Below are 14,232 nucleotides of genomic sequence, written 5' to 3'. Positions count from 1 at the left end.
CGCGAGGATAGTGTGCGGTCCTCACCTCCAGCTGACCGGCGCGGGGGATTTCTGCGAGGAAAGGGCGCCATGACGACCAGTGACGAGCTAGTACGGCGGAGGCGTCGAGCACCCTACATCGTTGTCGCAACGGCTCTCCGCATCACCCTTGCCGCGAGCGGTGCCCCGTCACCCGCCTATGCAGCGTTCCAGGCGCAGTGGTCACTTCCGGCCGGCACGATCACTCTCGCGTATGCGGCGTACGCCGTGGGCGTCATCGCGGCTCTCTTAACCGCCGGCGGAATCTCCGACCGGGTTGGCACGAAACCGGTGCTCGTGGCGGGAATGCTGGGTCTCTCCCTGTCGATGATGGGTCTTGCCCTGGCGTCCGACCTTCCCGCGCTGATCCTCGCCCGGCTGGTCCAGGGGGTCGCGACAGGCATCTCCACCGGCGCCGCCGGGGCAGCACTGTCCGAGACCCATCCCCGCTCGGACCAGCGCGCGGCGGCCGGGATGAACAGCATCGTCAGCACTCTCGGCATAGCGGTCGGAGCGCTGGCGAGTGGCGTGATCCTCGACCAGGGCGGGCCTCTCCCATTTCCGTTCGAGATGCTCGCCTGCGCGAGCCTGCTCACTGCGGTCGGAGTCGCGGTGCTGTCGCCCCGGACTGCTCGGGCGACAGGCACTCGACTCCTCCAGGTGCAGCGTCCGTCGGTTCCGCGGGGGATGCGCCGAGACTTCGCAGTCGCGTCGTTCTGTGTCACAGCCGCGTGGTCTGTCGGAGGGCTCTACCTCGCCCTCGGCGGAACGCTCGCGAGCTCTCTGCTGGGCGTGCACGGACACGTCGTCGCCGGAATCGTGGTTCTCGCCGTCCAGGGCGTCGGCGGCGTGGTCCAGGTCGTCTGGATGCTGATCGCCCGGACGGTCTCGCCGCGGCGGGCGGCGACGTGTGCGATGTTCGCGCTCGGGATCGGAACCGCAACGACCGCGGCGGGCGCCGTCGTCGCGATCGCACCGCTCGCCGTTGCAGGAGCAGTGCTGAGCGGGGCCGGCTTCGGCCTGTCCTTTCTGACGGGTACGCGGATTGTCACGCTCGCCGCTCCGGCGTCGCAGCTCGGCGCGGTACTCGCGGCCTACTTCATCGTGGCCTACCTCGCTCTCTCGGTGCCTGCTCTCGCTGTGGGATTCCTGGCCGCTGCCAGTGGAGACAGCGCCTCCTTCGTCCTGTTCGCCTCAGCGATCATCGTGCTCTGCTCGGCGGCGCTCGTGCTCCTGCGCCCACCGCGCCGAGCCAATCGTTCCGCCTCCGGCAACGCCGCGGGCATCCCTCAGTACATCCATAACCCTCAGGATTTCACGCTGTGATCACCAACATCGATGTCACCCTCCGCGATGGGGGTTACCGTAACTCCTTTAACTTCTCCCTCGAGTACGCGCTGGCCCACGCTCGGTCCAGCGTCGCCAGCGGGTTCGACTGGGCGGAAATCGGATACAGGAAGGGGTCGTTACGGCCGGAACTTGCCGACGGTCGACGCGGGGGTCACGTGGGTAGATTCCGCAGTCCTGGGCACGGGGAAAGGGGCGGATAATCTCAGTGCGGAGCAATGGCTGGCATACCTCTCGCAACGTCCAGGATCGAGCCGCTTCGATCTAAGTTCTCTGCTCGAACTCTCGACGAGGCTTGCCGAGAGTGCCGCGGAGGCAGCTCCTCGTCTCAATGTGACCGATATGATGCTCGACTATTGTGACCTCTCGGTCGAGCACGGTCCTCGGCTGGCCGAGATCCTGGACCGCCACCCGCGGGTGCGGGCCGCCGCACTCAATCTCGGCGCACTCCTCCAGACAACCCGATCGGACCGGTCACGCTCCCGCGGCCGTCGTCAACCCAGGGCATATTCAACACTGAGTGTCGGGTGTTGCTAGCAGCGGAAGGTGACGTCACCGAATGCGATAGCGGAGACGGTCGGTGCAGTGACGTCCGGCAGGGCGCGTCTGCAGCAGTCGACAGCAGTCGACCTCTCGTCAGGCTCGCGAGCGCCACGATCGTGGCGCGTTTCGGTCGGCGGTTGCACGTCGACCTGAGGTTCACTAGTTTTCGCGATGACAGGTTACTGTCACTGCATCGGACCGGTAGGTCTTGCCAGACCTCTGCGCGAAGGACTCTCATACAGCATCAGGCGCGTCCTTCTCCTCGCCGTTACGTCGTTGGTGCACTCGGCAGAGTTCCGGCTCGACCAATCGGAAGTTCTCTCGTGCGCGCCGTTCAGGTCGTCGGCTCCACCGACGCCATCTCCGGACTTCCCCCTCGACCGACAGCACAACTGAAAACCGACAGCACAACTGAAAGATGAACCCGTGAACGTCAGCACCACCACATCGTCCGCGAGACCGACGTTGACCCTCATTACGGCCTGCTTGGCCGTTCTGATTCTCCCCGCGTCCCTCACCGGCACCTCCGTCGCGATCCCACAGATCAACTCCGAATTGCAGCCCGGCCTCGTCGAGCTGCAATGGGTCGTCAACGCCTACAACCTGACCTTCGCCGCCTTCATGCTCGTGGCCGGCTCCCTGTCGGATATCCTCGGACGCAAGCGCGTCTTTTTGATCGGGACGACAGTGTTCGCACTCTGCTCACTCGCGAGCACCGTTGCAGACGACATTGTGCTCCTCGATCTCGCCCGGGGCGCCTCCGGGATCGGCGCAGCGGCCATGCTGACCGCGGGTAGTGCCCTCATCGCTAACGCCTTTACAGGCAAAGCCCTTGCGAAAGCTTTTGCGGTCTTTGGCTCCGCTGCCGGAGCCGGTCTTGCCGTCGGCCCCTCCCTCTCCGGGGTGCTCGTTGGAGCACTGGGCTGGCGAGCCGTCTTCGGCTCGCACCTCATCGTGTCCCTTCTTATCCTCGCCCTCGCGCTCGCCGTCCCCGCAGTGATCCGTGCTCAGTCAACCGCTCGTATCGACTGGGCGGGGATGGTCACTTTCACGCCGGCGCTGTTCGCGTTCGTGCTCGGCGTCATGCAGGGCCCGCAGGTGGGCTGGACCAATTCCTTCGTTCTCTCACTCGGTGCAGTGGTCATCGTCTTCGGTGCGCTCTTCGTCTGGGTCGAACGCTGCAGCGCGCACCCGATGTTCGATTTCTCGCTGCTGCGTAATCCGCGGTTCTTCACCGTGTGCCTGATCCCTGTTGCGCTGGCATTCTCGTTCGTCTCGCTGCTGATCTACCTCCCGATCTACCTCACCGCGGCCTCCGCACTTACCTCTGCAACGGTCGGTGTGACGATGGCGATCCTGACGGTGCCCGTCATCGTCGTACCGCTGCTCGCCGGGCGGCTCCTCGCGCGCGGTGTCAGCGTGCGCTGGCTGTTGGCGTCGTCATTGCTGTTGGTCGGCGCGGGGTCGGCGCTGCTCACCGTCCTCACGCCGGAGACCCCCGTCCTCGTCCTGGTACCCCCGCTCGTGCTAATCGGTGCGGGCATGGGCCTGTCCGTCGGCGTCCTCGATGGGGCAGCGGTTGCGTCGGTCCCACCAGAGCGGGCCGGTACCGCCTCGGGAATGTTCAACACCGCGAGACTCGGAGGGGAGACGGTCGGCATCGTCATTGTCGGCACGATCCTCGTCGCGCTCCTGCACAGCTCGCTGCGCGCGGCGCTGCCAGGAGTCGATGCGACGGAGGCTGCCAACCAGACTCTCAGCGGGAACATCGTGGGAATCGCCGGTGGGAACGAGGAGACTTTCTCCACGCTCGCTCTCGCTTTTACGGACGCGTTCCATGTGATGCTGTGGGGAATGACGGTCCTGACCGTCGCCACTGCGGTGATGACGCTGCTCATCATGGGTCGAACTCCGGTCAGCACCACCGCAGGCGAAGACGACACCGCCGACAGCGCAATCCCTGTCGCATGAGCGGCTCCTCCGAGTCTGACGTGCCGGTCCTCGTCGTCGGCGCCGGCCCCGCCGGCCTCATGGCCGCCGTCGAGTTGGCTCGGCGCGCCGTACCCGTCCGCATCATCGACCGACTCGCTCAGGCGTCCCCGCACAGTAAAGCGCTCGCAGTGTGGTCGCGTACCTTCGAGCTCTTCCGGCGAATCAACCCGCTGCTCCAGCTTGAGCTAGCCGGGCAGTATCAAAAGGGGATGCGCTATCACTCGGAGGGAAGAACACTCACCACGATCCGCTACACGGACCAGGCGAGAGCCACTGTGCTGCCTCAACCGGCCGTCGAGCGTTTCCTTGAGACGGAGTTGAACGAGCGGGGCGTCCACGTCGAACGTGGCACCGAACTCACGAGCATCGCGGTCGACAGCCGCCGTACCTCCGTACGGACCGTCCGGCGAGACGGGGCTGCGGAGACAATTTCGGCGAGCTACCTCATTGGAGCGGACGGGGCTTCGAGCACCGTGCGCAAAACGTTGGGGATTCCCTTTGCGGGCGAGACGTATCCGGCGACATTCGTCGTCATTGACGCCGACATCGACGGAGATCTTGACCCTTCACTGACGCATTACTTTTGTTCACGCCGCGGAATCCTGGTTGTCTCCGCTCTGCCCCAGGGCGGCTTCAGGTTCTTTACCTCCGCACGCCCGGACACCGACCCCGAGCGACTTTCCCTCGCCGGCGTGCAACGGATCATTGACGAAAGAGGTCCCGGCACCGTCCGGCTCACGCGTCGCCACTGGATCAGTGCCTTCACCGTGCACGCCCGTCAGGCCGCACAGATCCGTCACGGTCGGGCATTCCTCATCGGAGATGCTGCCCACATTCACAGCCCAGCCGGTGGCCAGGGACTCAATGCAGGCATCGCTGACGCACACAACCTCGCCTGGAAGATCGCGCGAGTTCATCACGGGCACGCCGATGCTCGGCTCCTTGGCACCTACGAGCGTGAACGCCGCCCGATTGCCGAAGAAATCGTCCGCGCTGCTGATCGGCAGACTCGCCTGTGGCTCCTGTCGCGCCAGCGTGACATCGTGCTCCGCAACGCTCTCGTGCGCGCCGCAGCCCTCACGCCCTATTTCTCGCAGGTGTACCTGCCCACCCTCGCAGGCTTGCGCTACCGCTACGAGAGCCTTCGCGTCGGTGAACAGGCGGGCCGGGGCACAACTGGGACTCTCGTCAAAGGACAGAACGTCTTCGACGTCCCGAGCGGTCGGCGTCTTCCTCTGCGGATCGCTCTTCCGGACGATACTTACTCCCTCCTGTTCGATGGCGGCACTGCGGACCGTCGACTGCACGCGGCCATCGACCTTGCGCGGCGGGCCGGCTTCCACCTGCGCACTCTCGACCGTCGTGCTACCCGCCTGCGTAGCGGAACACCTCCGTGTGGCTCTCCCCGAGGCGGACGGATCACTCTCGTCCGCCCCGACGGGTACATCGCCTTCTCCGGAAGCACGCTCACCCCCGAGCGCCTCGTCGACCTCACCCACTCCACCCCGACTCTCTCTCAGGAGCACGCATGACCTCTGTTATTCCGTCCAGCCACCTCGACCTGCTGACGAAGCCCGTCTTCTGTCACTTCACGACCCTGCGCAGCGACGGCTGGCCGCAGACCAATCCGATGTGGTTTTCCTGGGACGGCGTGCACCTCCGGCTCACGGGAACCACGACCCGTTACAAGCACCGAAATATCCTTCGTAACCCCCGTGTCACGCTGTGCATCAGCGACCCCGAAAAGCCCTACCGGTACCTTGAGGTGCGAGGGAGTGTCGTGGACATCGCTGACGACAGTGAAGGGCGATTCTTTGCGAAGCTAGCCGCTCGCTACGGCATGCGGATGGACGGTCCGCCCGGCGACGTCGCTGATCGCGTAGTTTACTGCATCGAACCCGACCGCTCGTCACAGCAGTGACGCAGATGAGACGCTGGAGTGGGCCTTGTACGCTCTGAGGCATCACTCTTCAATGAAAAGAGAGGACACAGCCAATGCCTCACCCAGGTGCTGAGCAGTTGCAGGCCGACATGTCGACCCGGATTGGGTACGGCATTAAGCGCGTCGATCAGCTCCTCGTGCAGGAAAAGTCGCGGGCGCTCCGCTCCCTGGCTCTCACCCTCCCGCAGTACGTCGCTGTGATGGCTTTGCACTACGTTCCCGGGCAATCTGCGGCGCAGCTCGCGCGCACCGTTCTCGTGTCAACCCAGACAATCGCTACGGTCCTCGGGAACCTCGAGAAGAAGGGTCTCGTCAGGCGAGAGGTCTCCACCGTCCATGCGCGAGTCGTTATTAGTGAACTCACCCTTGAGGGTCACGCCCTCGCCGTAGAGGCGGATAAGAAGGTGTGTGCAATCGAGAGTCACCTGCGTTCCGAGTACACCGAGACCGATTTCGTTCAGTTTCAGAAATTCCTCCACCGAGCCGAAATCCATCTCCTCGCGGCGCGGACCGTTAGCTGAGTCCTTCGGAACCGCCGGAATGCTCTGTCACGGAAATCGGAATGCTCCCGCCCAGCAGCGAGATGATCGACCACAACTCGCCGAGCGGTAGGCATGAGTCCACGACGCGGTAGGGGGCAGGGACGTTCTCGGGCGACCGATGGACGTTCTGCGCCGTCGAATTCGATGAACAACGTGCTTGTCGGGCCGAGTCGAACGGGCCGCCGTGAGTGCGGGCTGCGCCGCAGCGCCTCGGGCCCCGGTGTCAGCACGGGGCGGGCCGCGCTCACGGGCAGGCGTCAGTCGAGCGCTGCGGCGAAGGCAGCCAGCGCATCGTCCGAGAAGAGGACGAAGCGCACCTCGGTGGGCACGCCGTCGGGAGCGGTGGCGGTGCGCACCGAGTCGACCGCGATCCGGGCGGCATCGGTGATGGGCCAGCCGTAGACGCCGGCGGACACGGCCGGGAAGGCGATGCTGCGCGCGCCGAGTTGCTGCGCGACTCGCACCGACTCCGTGTAGGCGGAGGCGAGGAGGGCGCTCCGGTCCTCGACACGGGAGAACACCGGGCCGACCGTGTGCACGACCCAGCGGGCAGGGAGGCGACCGGCGGTGGTCGCGACGGCCGAGCCGGCGGGTAGGCCGTCGGGCAGTCGCGTCGCGCGCAGGCGCCGGCACTCCTCGAGGATCTCCGGGCCGCCCGCGCGGTGGAGAGCGCCGTCGACCCCTCCGCCGCCGAGCAGCGAGGAGTTGGCGGCGTTAACGATGACATCGACGCGCTCGCGGGTGATATCGCCGCGCACGGCGGTGAGGATGGTCATGATTCCGCGAGACTGCGGCCGAGCGCGGCGAGGGCCGCGGGGCCGACGCGGCAGCATCCGCCGATCAGGCCGGCTCCGGCGTGGCGCCAGGAGGCGACCAGGGCGGGCTCGAACGCGGCGTCACCTGTCCAGCGGCGCTCGCGAGCGTCCCACTCCTCACCGCTGTTGGGATAGACGACGACGAGCTTGTCCGTGACCGACCGGGCGATCCGGATGGCCTCCGCGACGTCGCCGGGTGGGCAGCAGTTCACGCCCACTCCGAGGACGTCGTCAGAGGCGGCAGCCGCCGCGAATGCATCGGCGAGCGGTTCTCCGGCAGCGGTTGTGCCGTCGCGGGCGCTCACGCTGATCCACGCGGGGACGGGGGAGCCGCGGAGGGCGGCGACCACGGCGCGCACCTCGCGCACGGAGGGGATGGTCTCGACGGCGAGGACATCGGGTGCCGCTGCGGCGAGCGTGTGTAGCCGCGAGCCGTGCCACTCCGCGAGCTCGGCGACCGTGAGACCGTCGTCTCCGCGGTACTCGGAGCCGTCGGCAAGACTCGCACCGTACGGACCGACGGAGGCGGCAACCCAGCCGTCCTGCGCCTCCCGGGCGATCGCGACGCTGTCGCGGAGGGCCCGCTCGGCGAGAGTCGCGGGAAGGCCCGCGGCCGCGAATCCGCTCACCGAGACCTGATAGCTGGCCGTGACCGCCACCCGTGCACCGGCCGCGGCGAAGGCTCGGTGGGCGTCGCGCACGCGGTCAGGCTCATCGAGGAGGACGCGCGCGCTCCAAAGAGCGGAGCCGGTGGCCGCGCCGCGGTCTTCGAGTTCGGTGCCCAGGCCGCCGTCGATCAGCACCGGCCACTCGGCCGCCGCGGCGAGGAGATCTGCCGCCGTGCTCATGAACGATTGTGCGAGAGGTCGAAGATCGTCACGAGTTCGGCGATTGCGGCCTCTCGGGCGTCGCCGCCCTCCTCAAACATCGCGGTGATGTGGGTGCGGAGGTGATTCTCGACGATCAGCTTGTTCAGCGACCCGAGCGACTTCTGGATCGCGAGGGACTGCGTGACGATGTCGACGCAGTAGTCCTCGTTCTCGATCATCCGCTCAAGCCCGCGCATCTGGCCGCCGAGAATGCGGGCACGGTGCAGCGAGCGCTTCTTGATGTCCTCGATCACTCGCTCAGCCTACGCGCCGTTCACGATACCCGGGAGGGGTATCGCCGCCCGTACGATCGCAGGGTGAGCACCCGCAAGAGCACCCGCGCGTCCGCCGACCGCTACCCCTCGCGGGCCCAGGCGCGGATGGCACTCGCGCCGGGAATCCTCGCGGCGATCGTGCTGCTGGCGGGGCTCGCACTGGTGGGCACTGATGCGTACGACGTCATCCGTTACCCGGTCGCGATCCTCGCCGCGGTCATCGGCTGGTTCGCGATCCAGGCCCGCACGCTGCTCTGGCTGATCGGGCTGGTGCCCGTGCTGGTGCTCTGGAATCCGGTCGTGCCGTTCGCGTTCCCCGACGCGGTGTGGTCGTCGCTGAGCCTGGCGGCCGTCGGCGTCGTCGTCGCCGCGGGTCTGATCATCCGCGTGCCGACTCCGGAGTGACGTTCAGGGTGACATCGCGCGCCTGACGGGGCACGCTGTCTTCGACGCGCCCTGTTCGCAACCACTCGTGCAGCGCACGAGTTCAGCGGGCGTGGCGCGCGGGAGCGGGCGCGCGGACGAGGAGTACACTGGCGATGCACTCGCACGCCGGGGATGCTGCGACCGGGTCTCAGACCCGCTGCTCCCAGTTCCCGACGGCCACCGGATGCACCGACGCCCATCGCCTCCACCGAGGCTCTGCGGCGGATGCACGGCGACGGCAGAGCTTGGGGAACCCCTCCTCCAACCCCGTCACACATCGAGGAGGAGCATGGCTCGCGGCACTCAGCGTCAGTCCGGTCAGACGCGTCGAACGTCGAGCGCGGTCGGGAGCCGCCCACGCTCGCGCTCGCGCGGTCTGGATAACGCGGGTCTCATCCCGATTCTCGCCCGCCGGGTGCGCGAGGTGGAGGCGAAGGCCCAGACCGGCAAGGTCGGTCCGACCAACCGGACGAAATTCCTGGTGATCGCTCTGCTGATGCGCGAGGAACGCAAGCGGGTGAAGGTCGACTCCTCGCTCAGTGACGCTCAACGCGCGGAAGAGATGAAGCGCCTCGACGGCATCGCGACGATCCTCGCGAAGACGGCCGCGCGCGACACCAGCCTGATCGCGCTTCTCGAGTCGGAGGCGGGCATCACGCCGGCCGCGCAGAAACTGCGCCGCGATTGGCTGCTCGAAGCCGGCGCCGAGTTGAGCCCGGATGAACTGTTGATCGTGACGGAGCCGGAGCCCACGCCCGAGGTTCCCGAGAAGCAGGTCATCCCGCAGTCAGTGCGCGCCCGTCAGCTCGCCAACCCCTTCCTCCCGCCGGACTTCTCGATCGCGGAGGTCGCCGCTCCGGCGCCTCGCCGCCGACTCGACGACTGGGAGCTGCTCGGTCCGCTGTTCAAGGCGTTCGAGTACGGCGCCGGCGGTCGCGCCGCGAGCATGGAGCTTCCGGAGCCGCCGACGATCGACCGCCTCTCGCCGCGCGGACGGGAGCTGATGCCGCACCAGGCGCGGTTCATCGAGAGCGCGCGGGAGGGGCACCGCAGCTTCCTCCTCGCCGATGAGCCCGGACTGGGCAAGACGGCGCAGAGCCTCCTCGCCGCCTCCGTCACCGGGTCGTACCCGCTGCTCGCCGTGGTACCGAACGTCGTGAAGATGAACTGGGCGCGAGAGGTCGAGCACTGGACGCCGCAGCGCCGCGCCACGGTCATCCACGGCGACGGGGGGACGCTCGACGCCTTCGCCGACGTGGTGATCGTCAACTACGACATCCTCGACCGCCACATCGGCTGGCTCGGCAGTCTGGGCTTTCGCGGAATGGTCGTCGATGAGGCGCACTTCATTAAGAACCTGCGCTCGCAGCGGTCGCAGAGCGTCCTTGCGCTGGCGTCGAAGATCCGGGAGAGTACGCCCGGCCGCGATCCGCTGATGATCGCCCTCACCGGCACTCCGCTCATCAACGACGTCGACGACTTCCGCGCGATCTGGCGTTTCCTCGGCTGGATCGACGAGACCAAGCCCGGCACCGAGTTGATGGGCCGGCTGGAGGAGACGGGCCTCACCCCCGCCGACACAGGCTTCTACCCGGAGGCGCGCGAGGCGGTCATCGACCTCGGCATCGTCCGGCGCAAGAAAATCGATGTCGCCGCCGACCTGCCCTCGAAGCGGATTGTCGATCTTCCCGTCGAACTGGACGATGACCTCGGCCGCTCCATCGAGAAGGCCGAGCGTGAGCTCGGGGCACGGATGCTGCAGCGCTTCCGGGCCGTCACCGCCTCGATCACGCACGAGCTTGACGACGACGAGCGCGAGCGATTCATTCGCATCGTCGCGCAGAGCGAGCTGGAGGAGTCGAAGTCGGCCAAGACCGGCGAGAACGTCTTCACGATGGTCCGCCGGATCGGACAGGCGAAGGCGGCGCTGGCCGCGGACTACGCCTCGCAGTTGGCCCGCTCGGTCGGCAAGGTGGTCTTCTTCGCCAAGCACATCGACGTGATGGACCAGGCTGAGGACACCTTCGAGAAGCGCGAACTCGCCTCCGTCTCGATCCGGGGAGATCAGACCGCGGCGTTCCGGCAGACGCAGATCGATGCGTTCAACGAGGATCCGGACGTGTCGGTTGCCGTCTGCTCGCTCACGGCGGCGGGCGTCGGCGTGAACCTGCAGGCGTCCTCGAACGTCGTGCTCGCCGAACTCTCGTGGACCTCGGCCGAGCAGACGCAGGCGATTGACCGCGTGCACCGCATCGGCCAGGAGGAGCCCGTCACCGCATGGCGGATCATCGCAGCCCACACGATCGACGCGAAGATCGCTGAACTCATCGACGCGAAAGCCGGCCTCGCCGCCCGCGCCCTCGACGGCGCAGACGCCGAGATCACCTCGGCCGACACGGTTCAGCTCGACGCGCTCATGCACGTCCTCCGCGAGGCGATCGGCTGAGCGGGGAACGGCTGAGCGGCGCCGCGAAGAAGTCGCGCTCGAACATGCTCGACCGCAGGAACGCGTCGCGCATGGCGGCGCGATCCTGCACGGTCGCGTTCGCGGCGGCCTCCTCGGTCAGGGCGATTGCCCGCTCCGTAGCCGCCGCGAACGCCGGATCGCCGTAGGTGCCGAGCCAGTCCGCGTAGGGGTGACCGGGACGGTTCGCCGCGGCGAGCCGGGTCCCGGCGTCCGCATAGAGCCAGAAGCACGGCAGGAGCGCGGCGACGATCTCGCCGTAGCCGCCGCGCGCGACGGCGGCCTGCAGGTGGTCGATGTAGCCGCGGGTGACCGGGGCAGCCGTCGCTTCCCGCGTGCCCAGGCGGGTGCGATGCAGCTGCGCCTCCGCCTCGATCGCCGACGCCGAGCCCTCGGCCCAGAAGATCTGCTCGGCGGTCGTCGGGGCACGCTGCGCGGCGGCGGCGAGCACCCGCGCGTACTCGATGAGGTAGAGGGCGTCCTGCTCGAGGAACCACTCAAAGTCCTCCCGGTCGAGGGTGCCGTCGGCGAGCGCGCGGAGGAAGGGCAGCTCGTCGATGTCGCGGCGCAGCGCGCTCGTCTCAGCCCACACTCCCGCGCAGAAGGCGGGTGAGCGGAGCCGATGGAAGTGGTCGATCGGACCGGCGCCGGAGCCGACCTCGAGCGCGTCCGCGGCGCGCAAGGCCCCGGTCAGCCACTCCTTCGCCTCGATCAGCGCCCCGACGAGGGCATCGGAGGACGTGCCGCGGCCGGCGAGGAGGGTCGCCATGGCGGAGGAGAGCGAGCAGCCGGTGCCGTGCGTGTTCGCCGTGGTTACCCGCTCGCCGGGAACCTCGCGGATCCGACCGTCGGGGGTGACGATCGCGTCGGGAGTCGCCGGGCCGGCGAGGTGTCCGCCCTTCACCAGCACGGCCGCGTCGAGCGTGCGGGCGAGTGCGGCGCCCTGATCGAGCGCGGTGGGCCACTCGGCGGCGGTCGGTGCTCCGGCGAGCACGCCGAGTTCGGCGAGGTTCGGCGTCACCAGGTGGGCGTAGCGCAGCAGATCGCGCACCGCCTCCTCGGCGTCGGGAGCGAGGAGTCGGTGGCCGCTCGTGGAGACCATCACCGGGTCGACGACCACGACCGGTGGCCGCAGCTCCTCGAGCCACTCGGCGACAACTCCGGCGTACTCGGCCGTGGCGATCATCCCGATCTTCACCGCGTCGATCACCACGTCGTCGCCGACCGCGTCGAGTTGGTCGCGGAGAAACGCGGCCGGCGGCAGGTGCAGGGAGCGGACTCCGCGCGTGTTCTGCGCGACCAGGGCGGTGACCACGGCCATCCCGTAACCGCCGAGGGCACCGATGGACTTGAGATCGGCCTGGATGCCTGCCCCACCGGTGGGGTCGGTGCCGGCGATGCTGAGGATGCGTGGGGTCACCGGTCCCACTCCGTGCGGAAGCGGCGGGCGACGGCCGCGGGGTCCTCCGCCGTGCAGAGCGCCGAGACGACGGCGAGCCCGGCCGCGCCTGCGCGGCGCAGGGGACCGGCGTCTGCGACCGTGATCCCGCCGATGGCGACGCAGGGCAGGGGAGTGGCGGCGGCGAGGGCTGCGAAGCCGTCGAGGCCCAGCGGAGCGGGGTGGTTAGGCTTGGTCGCCGTGGGGCGGATCACTCCGACGCCGAGGTAGTCGACCGTGCCGGACGGCAGCGCGTGCACCGCGGCGAGGTGCTCCGTCGTGTTCGCGGTGAGACCGACGACCGCGTCCGGTCCGAGGATCGCCCGCGCGGCGGTAGCCGGGAGATCGGACTGGCCGAGGTGGACGCCGTCGACCCGGGCGCCGTTCAGACGCGCAGCGAGGACGACGTCGACGCGGTCGTCGACCAGGAGGGTCATGCTGGCGCGCCCGTCGAGAACAGCGGCGACTGCACAGGTCAGGGCCACCAGGTCGGCGGCGGGGGCGGAGTGATCGCGGATCTGCACGGTGCGGACTCCACCCGCGACCGCCGCGGCGACCACGGCGGGCACTCCCCGCGAGCCGCACTGCGCGGTGTCGGTGACGAGGTAGAGAGAAAGGTCGGTGCTCATGCGATCCGCGCTCCCGTGACGACGTCGGCAGACTCGAGCGACGCGAGGGCGTCGAGCAGGGCGACAGCGAACGAGCCCGGACCGCTGCTCGCGCCGGCGGCGTGCTCGGCGGCGAGCCCCCACACGACGGACGCGGCGACCGCGGCGTCGAGGGCGCGGTGGCGTTCGCCGGTGCCGTGGCCGCGTCCGCGCTCGGTGCCGAGGAACGCGGCCATCACCGCGCCGAGTGCGCAGCCGCCGCCGGTGATACGGGTGAGGAGGGGATGGCCGCCCGACACGCGGAGGACCTGGTCGCCGTCGGTGACGACATCGACGGCTCCCGAGATCGCGACAACCGCGCCGGTGCGTCGAGCGAGGTCACGGGCGGAGTCGAGAGCCTGCTCGGCAGTGTCGACGGTGTCCACTCCGCGACCGCCCGCGCCTGCGCCGGCGACGGCCAGGATCTCGGAGGCATTGCCGCGGATGATCGCGGGTCCGGCCCCGAGGAGTTCGGCGGCGAAGGCGGTACGCACCGGCAGCGGGCCGACGGCGACAGGGTCAAGCACCCAGGGGGTGCCGGCGCGCGCTGCTGACGCGACGGCCTCGCGCGTGCCCTCGCGCTGCTCCGCCCCGGGTGTGCCGAGATTGACGAGCGTGGCGGAGGCGACGGCGGCGAAGACGCCGGCTTCTCCCGGCAGGTCGCACATGGCCGCCGTCGCGCCGAGGGCCAGGAGGCTGTTGGCGGTGAAGCCGGCGACGACGGCGTTGGTGATGCACTGCACCAGCGGAGGGGAGGCGCGCAGTGCGTCGAGGTCGCGGCCGACGGAGGCTGCTGGAGTCGGGTGGGCAGGCGTGCGAATGCTCATTCGCGACATCCCTTCGCTAGTACGAACTAGATCAGGTTCGACGGGTGTCTTCTCAGCCCTGGCGGGCACCCCGTGTCACTGGGGCCG

Annotated in this window: 13 protein-coding genes and 1 riboswitch; of the genes, 7 read left to right on the top strand and 6 right to left on the bottom strand. The window is 68.5% G+C overall.

What is annotated here, in order from left to right:
• The first annotated feature begins 69 nt into the window (after nt 1-69).
• From HRF29_RS03485 to HRF29_RS03465, 5 genes are all read left to right on the top strand, one after another.
• The gene (locus HRF29_RS03485; RefSeq protein ID WP_173244646.1) at nt 70-1,344 is read left to right on the top strand and encodes an MFS transporter; all 1,275 of its coding nucleotides are present in this window, start codon (nt 70-72) and stop codon (nt 1,342-1,344) included.
• Between the two features lie 990 nt (nt 1,345-2,334).
• Entirely contained in the window at nt 2,335-3,879 is a 1,545-nt protein-coding gene (locus HRF29_RS03480; RefSeq protein ID WP_173244644.1) for an MFS transporter, read from the top strand.
• A complete protein-coding gene (locus tag HRF29_RS03475; RefSeq protein WP_173244641.1) occupies nt 3,876-5,432 on the top strand; it encodes an FAD-dependent monooxygenase in 1,557 nt (518 codons plus the stop codon). The genes HRF29_RS03480 and HRF29_RS03475 overlap by 4 nt, the downstream gene beginning before the upstream one ends.
• Nucleotides 5,429-5,821, top strand: a complete 393-nt coding sequence (locus tag HRF29_RS03470; protein WP_173244638.1) for a PPOX class F420-dependent oxidoreductase — start codon at nt 5,429-5,431, stop codon at nt 5,819-5,821. The genes HRF29_RS03475 and HRF29_RS03470 overlap by 4 nt, the downstream gene beginning before the upstream one ends.
• Before the next feature lie 74 nt (nt 5,822-5,895).
• Complete coding sequence (locus HRF29_RS03465) at nt 5,896-6,363, top strand: MarR family winged helix-turn-helix transcriptional regulator (protein ID WP_173244635.1); 468 nt, start codon at nt 5,896-5,898, stop codon at nt 6,361-6,363.
• 278 nt (nt 6,364-6,641) lie between these two features.
• On the opposite strand, the gene HRF29_RS03460 is transcribed toward HRF29_RS03465, so the two are convergent.
• Genes HRF29_RS03460 through HRF29_RS03450 form a run of 3 tightly spaced genes read right to left on the bottom strand, consistent with a single transcriptional unit; the run spans nt 6,642 to nt 8,322 of the window.
• Nucleotides 6,642-7,160: an O-acetyl-ADP-ribose deacetylase gene (locus tag HRF29_RS03460; RefSeq protein ID WP_173244632.1), complete on the bottom strand. Its 519-nt coding sequence runs from the start codon at nt 7,158-7,160 to the stop codon at nt 6,642-6,644.
• Nucleotides 7,157-8,047 (bottom strand): homocysteine S-methyltransferase, encoded by an 891-nt coding sequence (mmuM, locus tag HRF29_RS03455; protein ID WP_173244629.1) that lies wholly within the window; start codon nt 8,045-8,047, stop codon nt 7,157-7,159. The genes HRF29_RS03460 and mmuM overlap by 4 nt, the downstream gene beginning before the upstream one ends.
• Entirely contained in the window at nt 8,044-8,322 is a 279-nt protein-coding gene (locus HRF29_RS03450; RefSeq protein WP_104264433.1) for a metal-sensitive transcriptional regulator, read from the bottom strand. Before HRF29_RS03450 ends, mmuM begins: the two co-directional genes overlap by 4 nt.
• 63 nt (nt 8,323-8,385) lie before the next feature.
• Between HRF29_RS03450 and HRF29_RS03445 the strand changes: the two genes are divergently transcribed.
• Both HRF29_RS03445 and HRF29_RS03440 read left to right on the top strand, forming a co-directional pair.
• The gene (locus HRF29_RS03445) at nt 8,386-8,748 is read left to right on the top strand and encodes a DUF6804 family protein (protein WP_343043631.1); all 363 of its coding nucleotides are present in this window, start codon (nt 8,386-8,388) and stop codon (nt 8,746-8,748) included.
• Between the two features lie 310 nt (nt 8,749-9,058).
• On the top strand, nt 9,059-11,215 hold the full coding sequence (locus HRF29_RS03440) for a DEAD/DEAH box helicase (RefSeq protein ID WP_173244626.1): 2,157 nt from the start codon (nt 9,059-9,061) through the stop codon (nt 11,213-11,215).
• Here the strand turns inward: HRF29_RS03440 and thiD are convergent.
• The 3 genes from thiD to thiM all read right to left on the bottom strand — a co-directional run bounded on the left by thiD (nt 11,184) and on the right by thiM (nt 14,145).
• Entirely contained in the window at nt 11,184-12,653 is a 1,470-nt protein-coding gene (gene thiD, locus HRF29_RS03435) for a bifunctional hydroxymethylpyrimidine kinase/phosphomethylpyrimidine kinase (RefSeq protein WP_343043630.1), read from the bottom strand. The genes HRF29_RS03440 and thiD overlap by 32 nt on opposite strands.
• Nucleotides 12,650-13,300, bottom strand: a complete 651-nt coding sequence (gene thiE / locus HRF29_RS03430) for a thiamine phosphate synthase (protein ID WP_173244623.1) — start codon at nt 13,298-13,300, stop codon at nt 12,650-12,652. Before thiE ends, thiD begins: the two co-directional genes overlap by 4 nt.
• Nucleotides 13,297-14,145, bottom strand: a complete 849-nt coding sequence (gene thiM, locus HRF29_RS03425; protein ID WP_222929579.1) for a hydroxyethylthiazole kinase — start codon at nt 14,143-14,145, stop codon at nt 13,297-13,299. Before thiM ends, thiE begins: the two co-directional genes overlap by 4 nt.
• Nucleotides 14,137-14,228, bottom strand: a riboswitch (TPP riboswitch). (Overlaps the previous gene by 9 nt.)
• Nucleotides 14,229-14,232 lie beyond the last annotated feature (4 nt).

This window comes from Rathayibacter agropyri, from assembly GCF_013249015.1.
Classification (GTDB): Bacteria; Actinomycetota; Actinomycetes; order Actinomycetales; family Microbacteriaceae; genus Rathayibacter; species Rathayibacter agropyri.
This window is presented reverse-complemented; position numbering and strand designations above follow the sequence as displayed.

What these genes read in the sequence shown, in the direction of transcription:
- HRF29_RS03485 (WP_173244646.1), top strand. Translation starts at nt 70, where the DNA reads ATGACGACCAGTGACGAGCTAGTACGGCGGAGGCGTCGAGCACCCTAC.
- HRF29_RS03475 (WP_173244641.1), top strand. Translation starts at nt 3,876, where the DNA reads ATGAGCGGCTCCTCCGAGTCTGACGTGCCGGTCCTCGTCGTCGGCGCC.
- HRF29_RS03470 (WP_173244638.1), top strand. Translation starts at nt 5,429, where the DNA reads ATGACCTCTGTTATTCCGTCCAGCCACCTCGACCTGCTGACGAAGCCC.
- HRF29_RS03465 (WP_173244635.1), top strand. Translation starts at nt 5,896, where the DNA reads ATGCCTCACCCAGGTGCTGAGCAGTTGCAGGCCGACATGTCGACCCGG.
- HRF29_RS03460 (WP_173244632.1), bottom strand. Translation starts at nt 7,160, where the DNA reads ATGACCATCCTCACCGCCGTGCGCGGCGATATCACCCGCGAGCGCGTC.
- mmuM (WP_173244629.1), bottom strand. Translation starts at nt 8,047, where the DNA reads ATGAGCACGGCGGCAGATCTCCTCGCCGCGGCGGCCGAGTGGCCGGTG.
- HRF29_RS03440 (WP_173244626.1), top strand. Translation starts at nt 9,059, where the DNA reads ATGGCTCGCGGCACTCAGCGTCAGTCCGGTCAGACGCGTCGAACGTCG.
- thiE (WP_173244623.1), bottom strand. Translation starts at nt 13,300, where the DNA reads ATGAGCACCGACCTTTCTCTCTACCTCGTCACCGACACCGCGCAGTGC.
- thiM (WP_222929579.1), bottom strand. Translation starts at nt 14,145, where the DNA reads ATGAGCATTCGCACGCCTGCCCACCCGACTCCAGCAGCCTCCGTCGGC.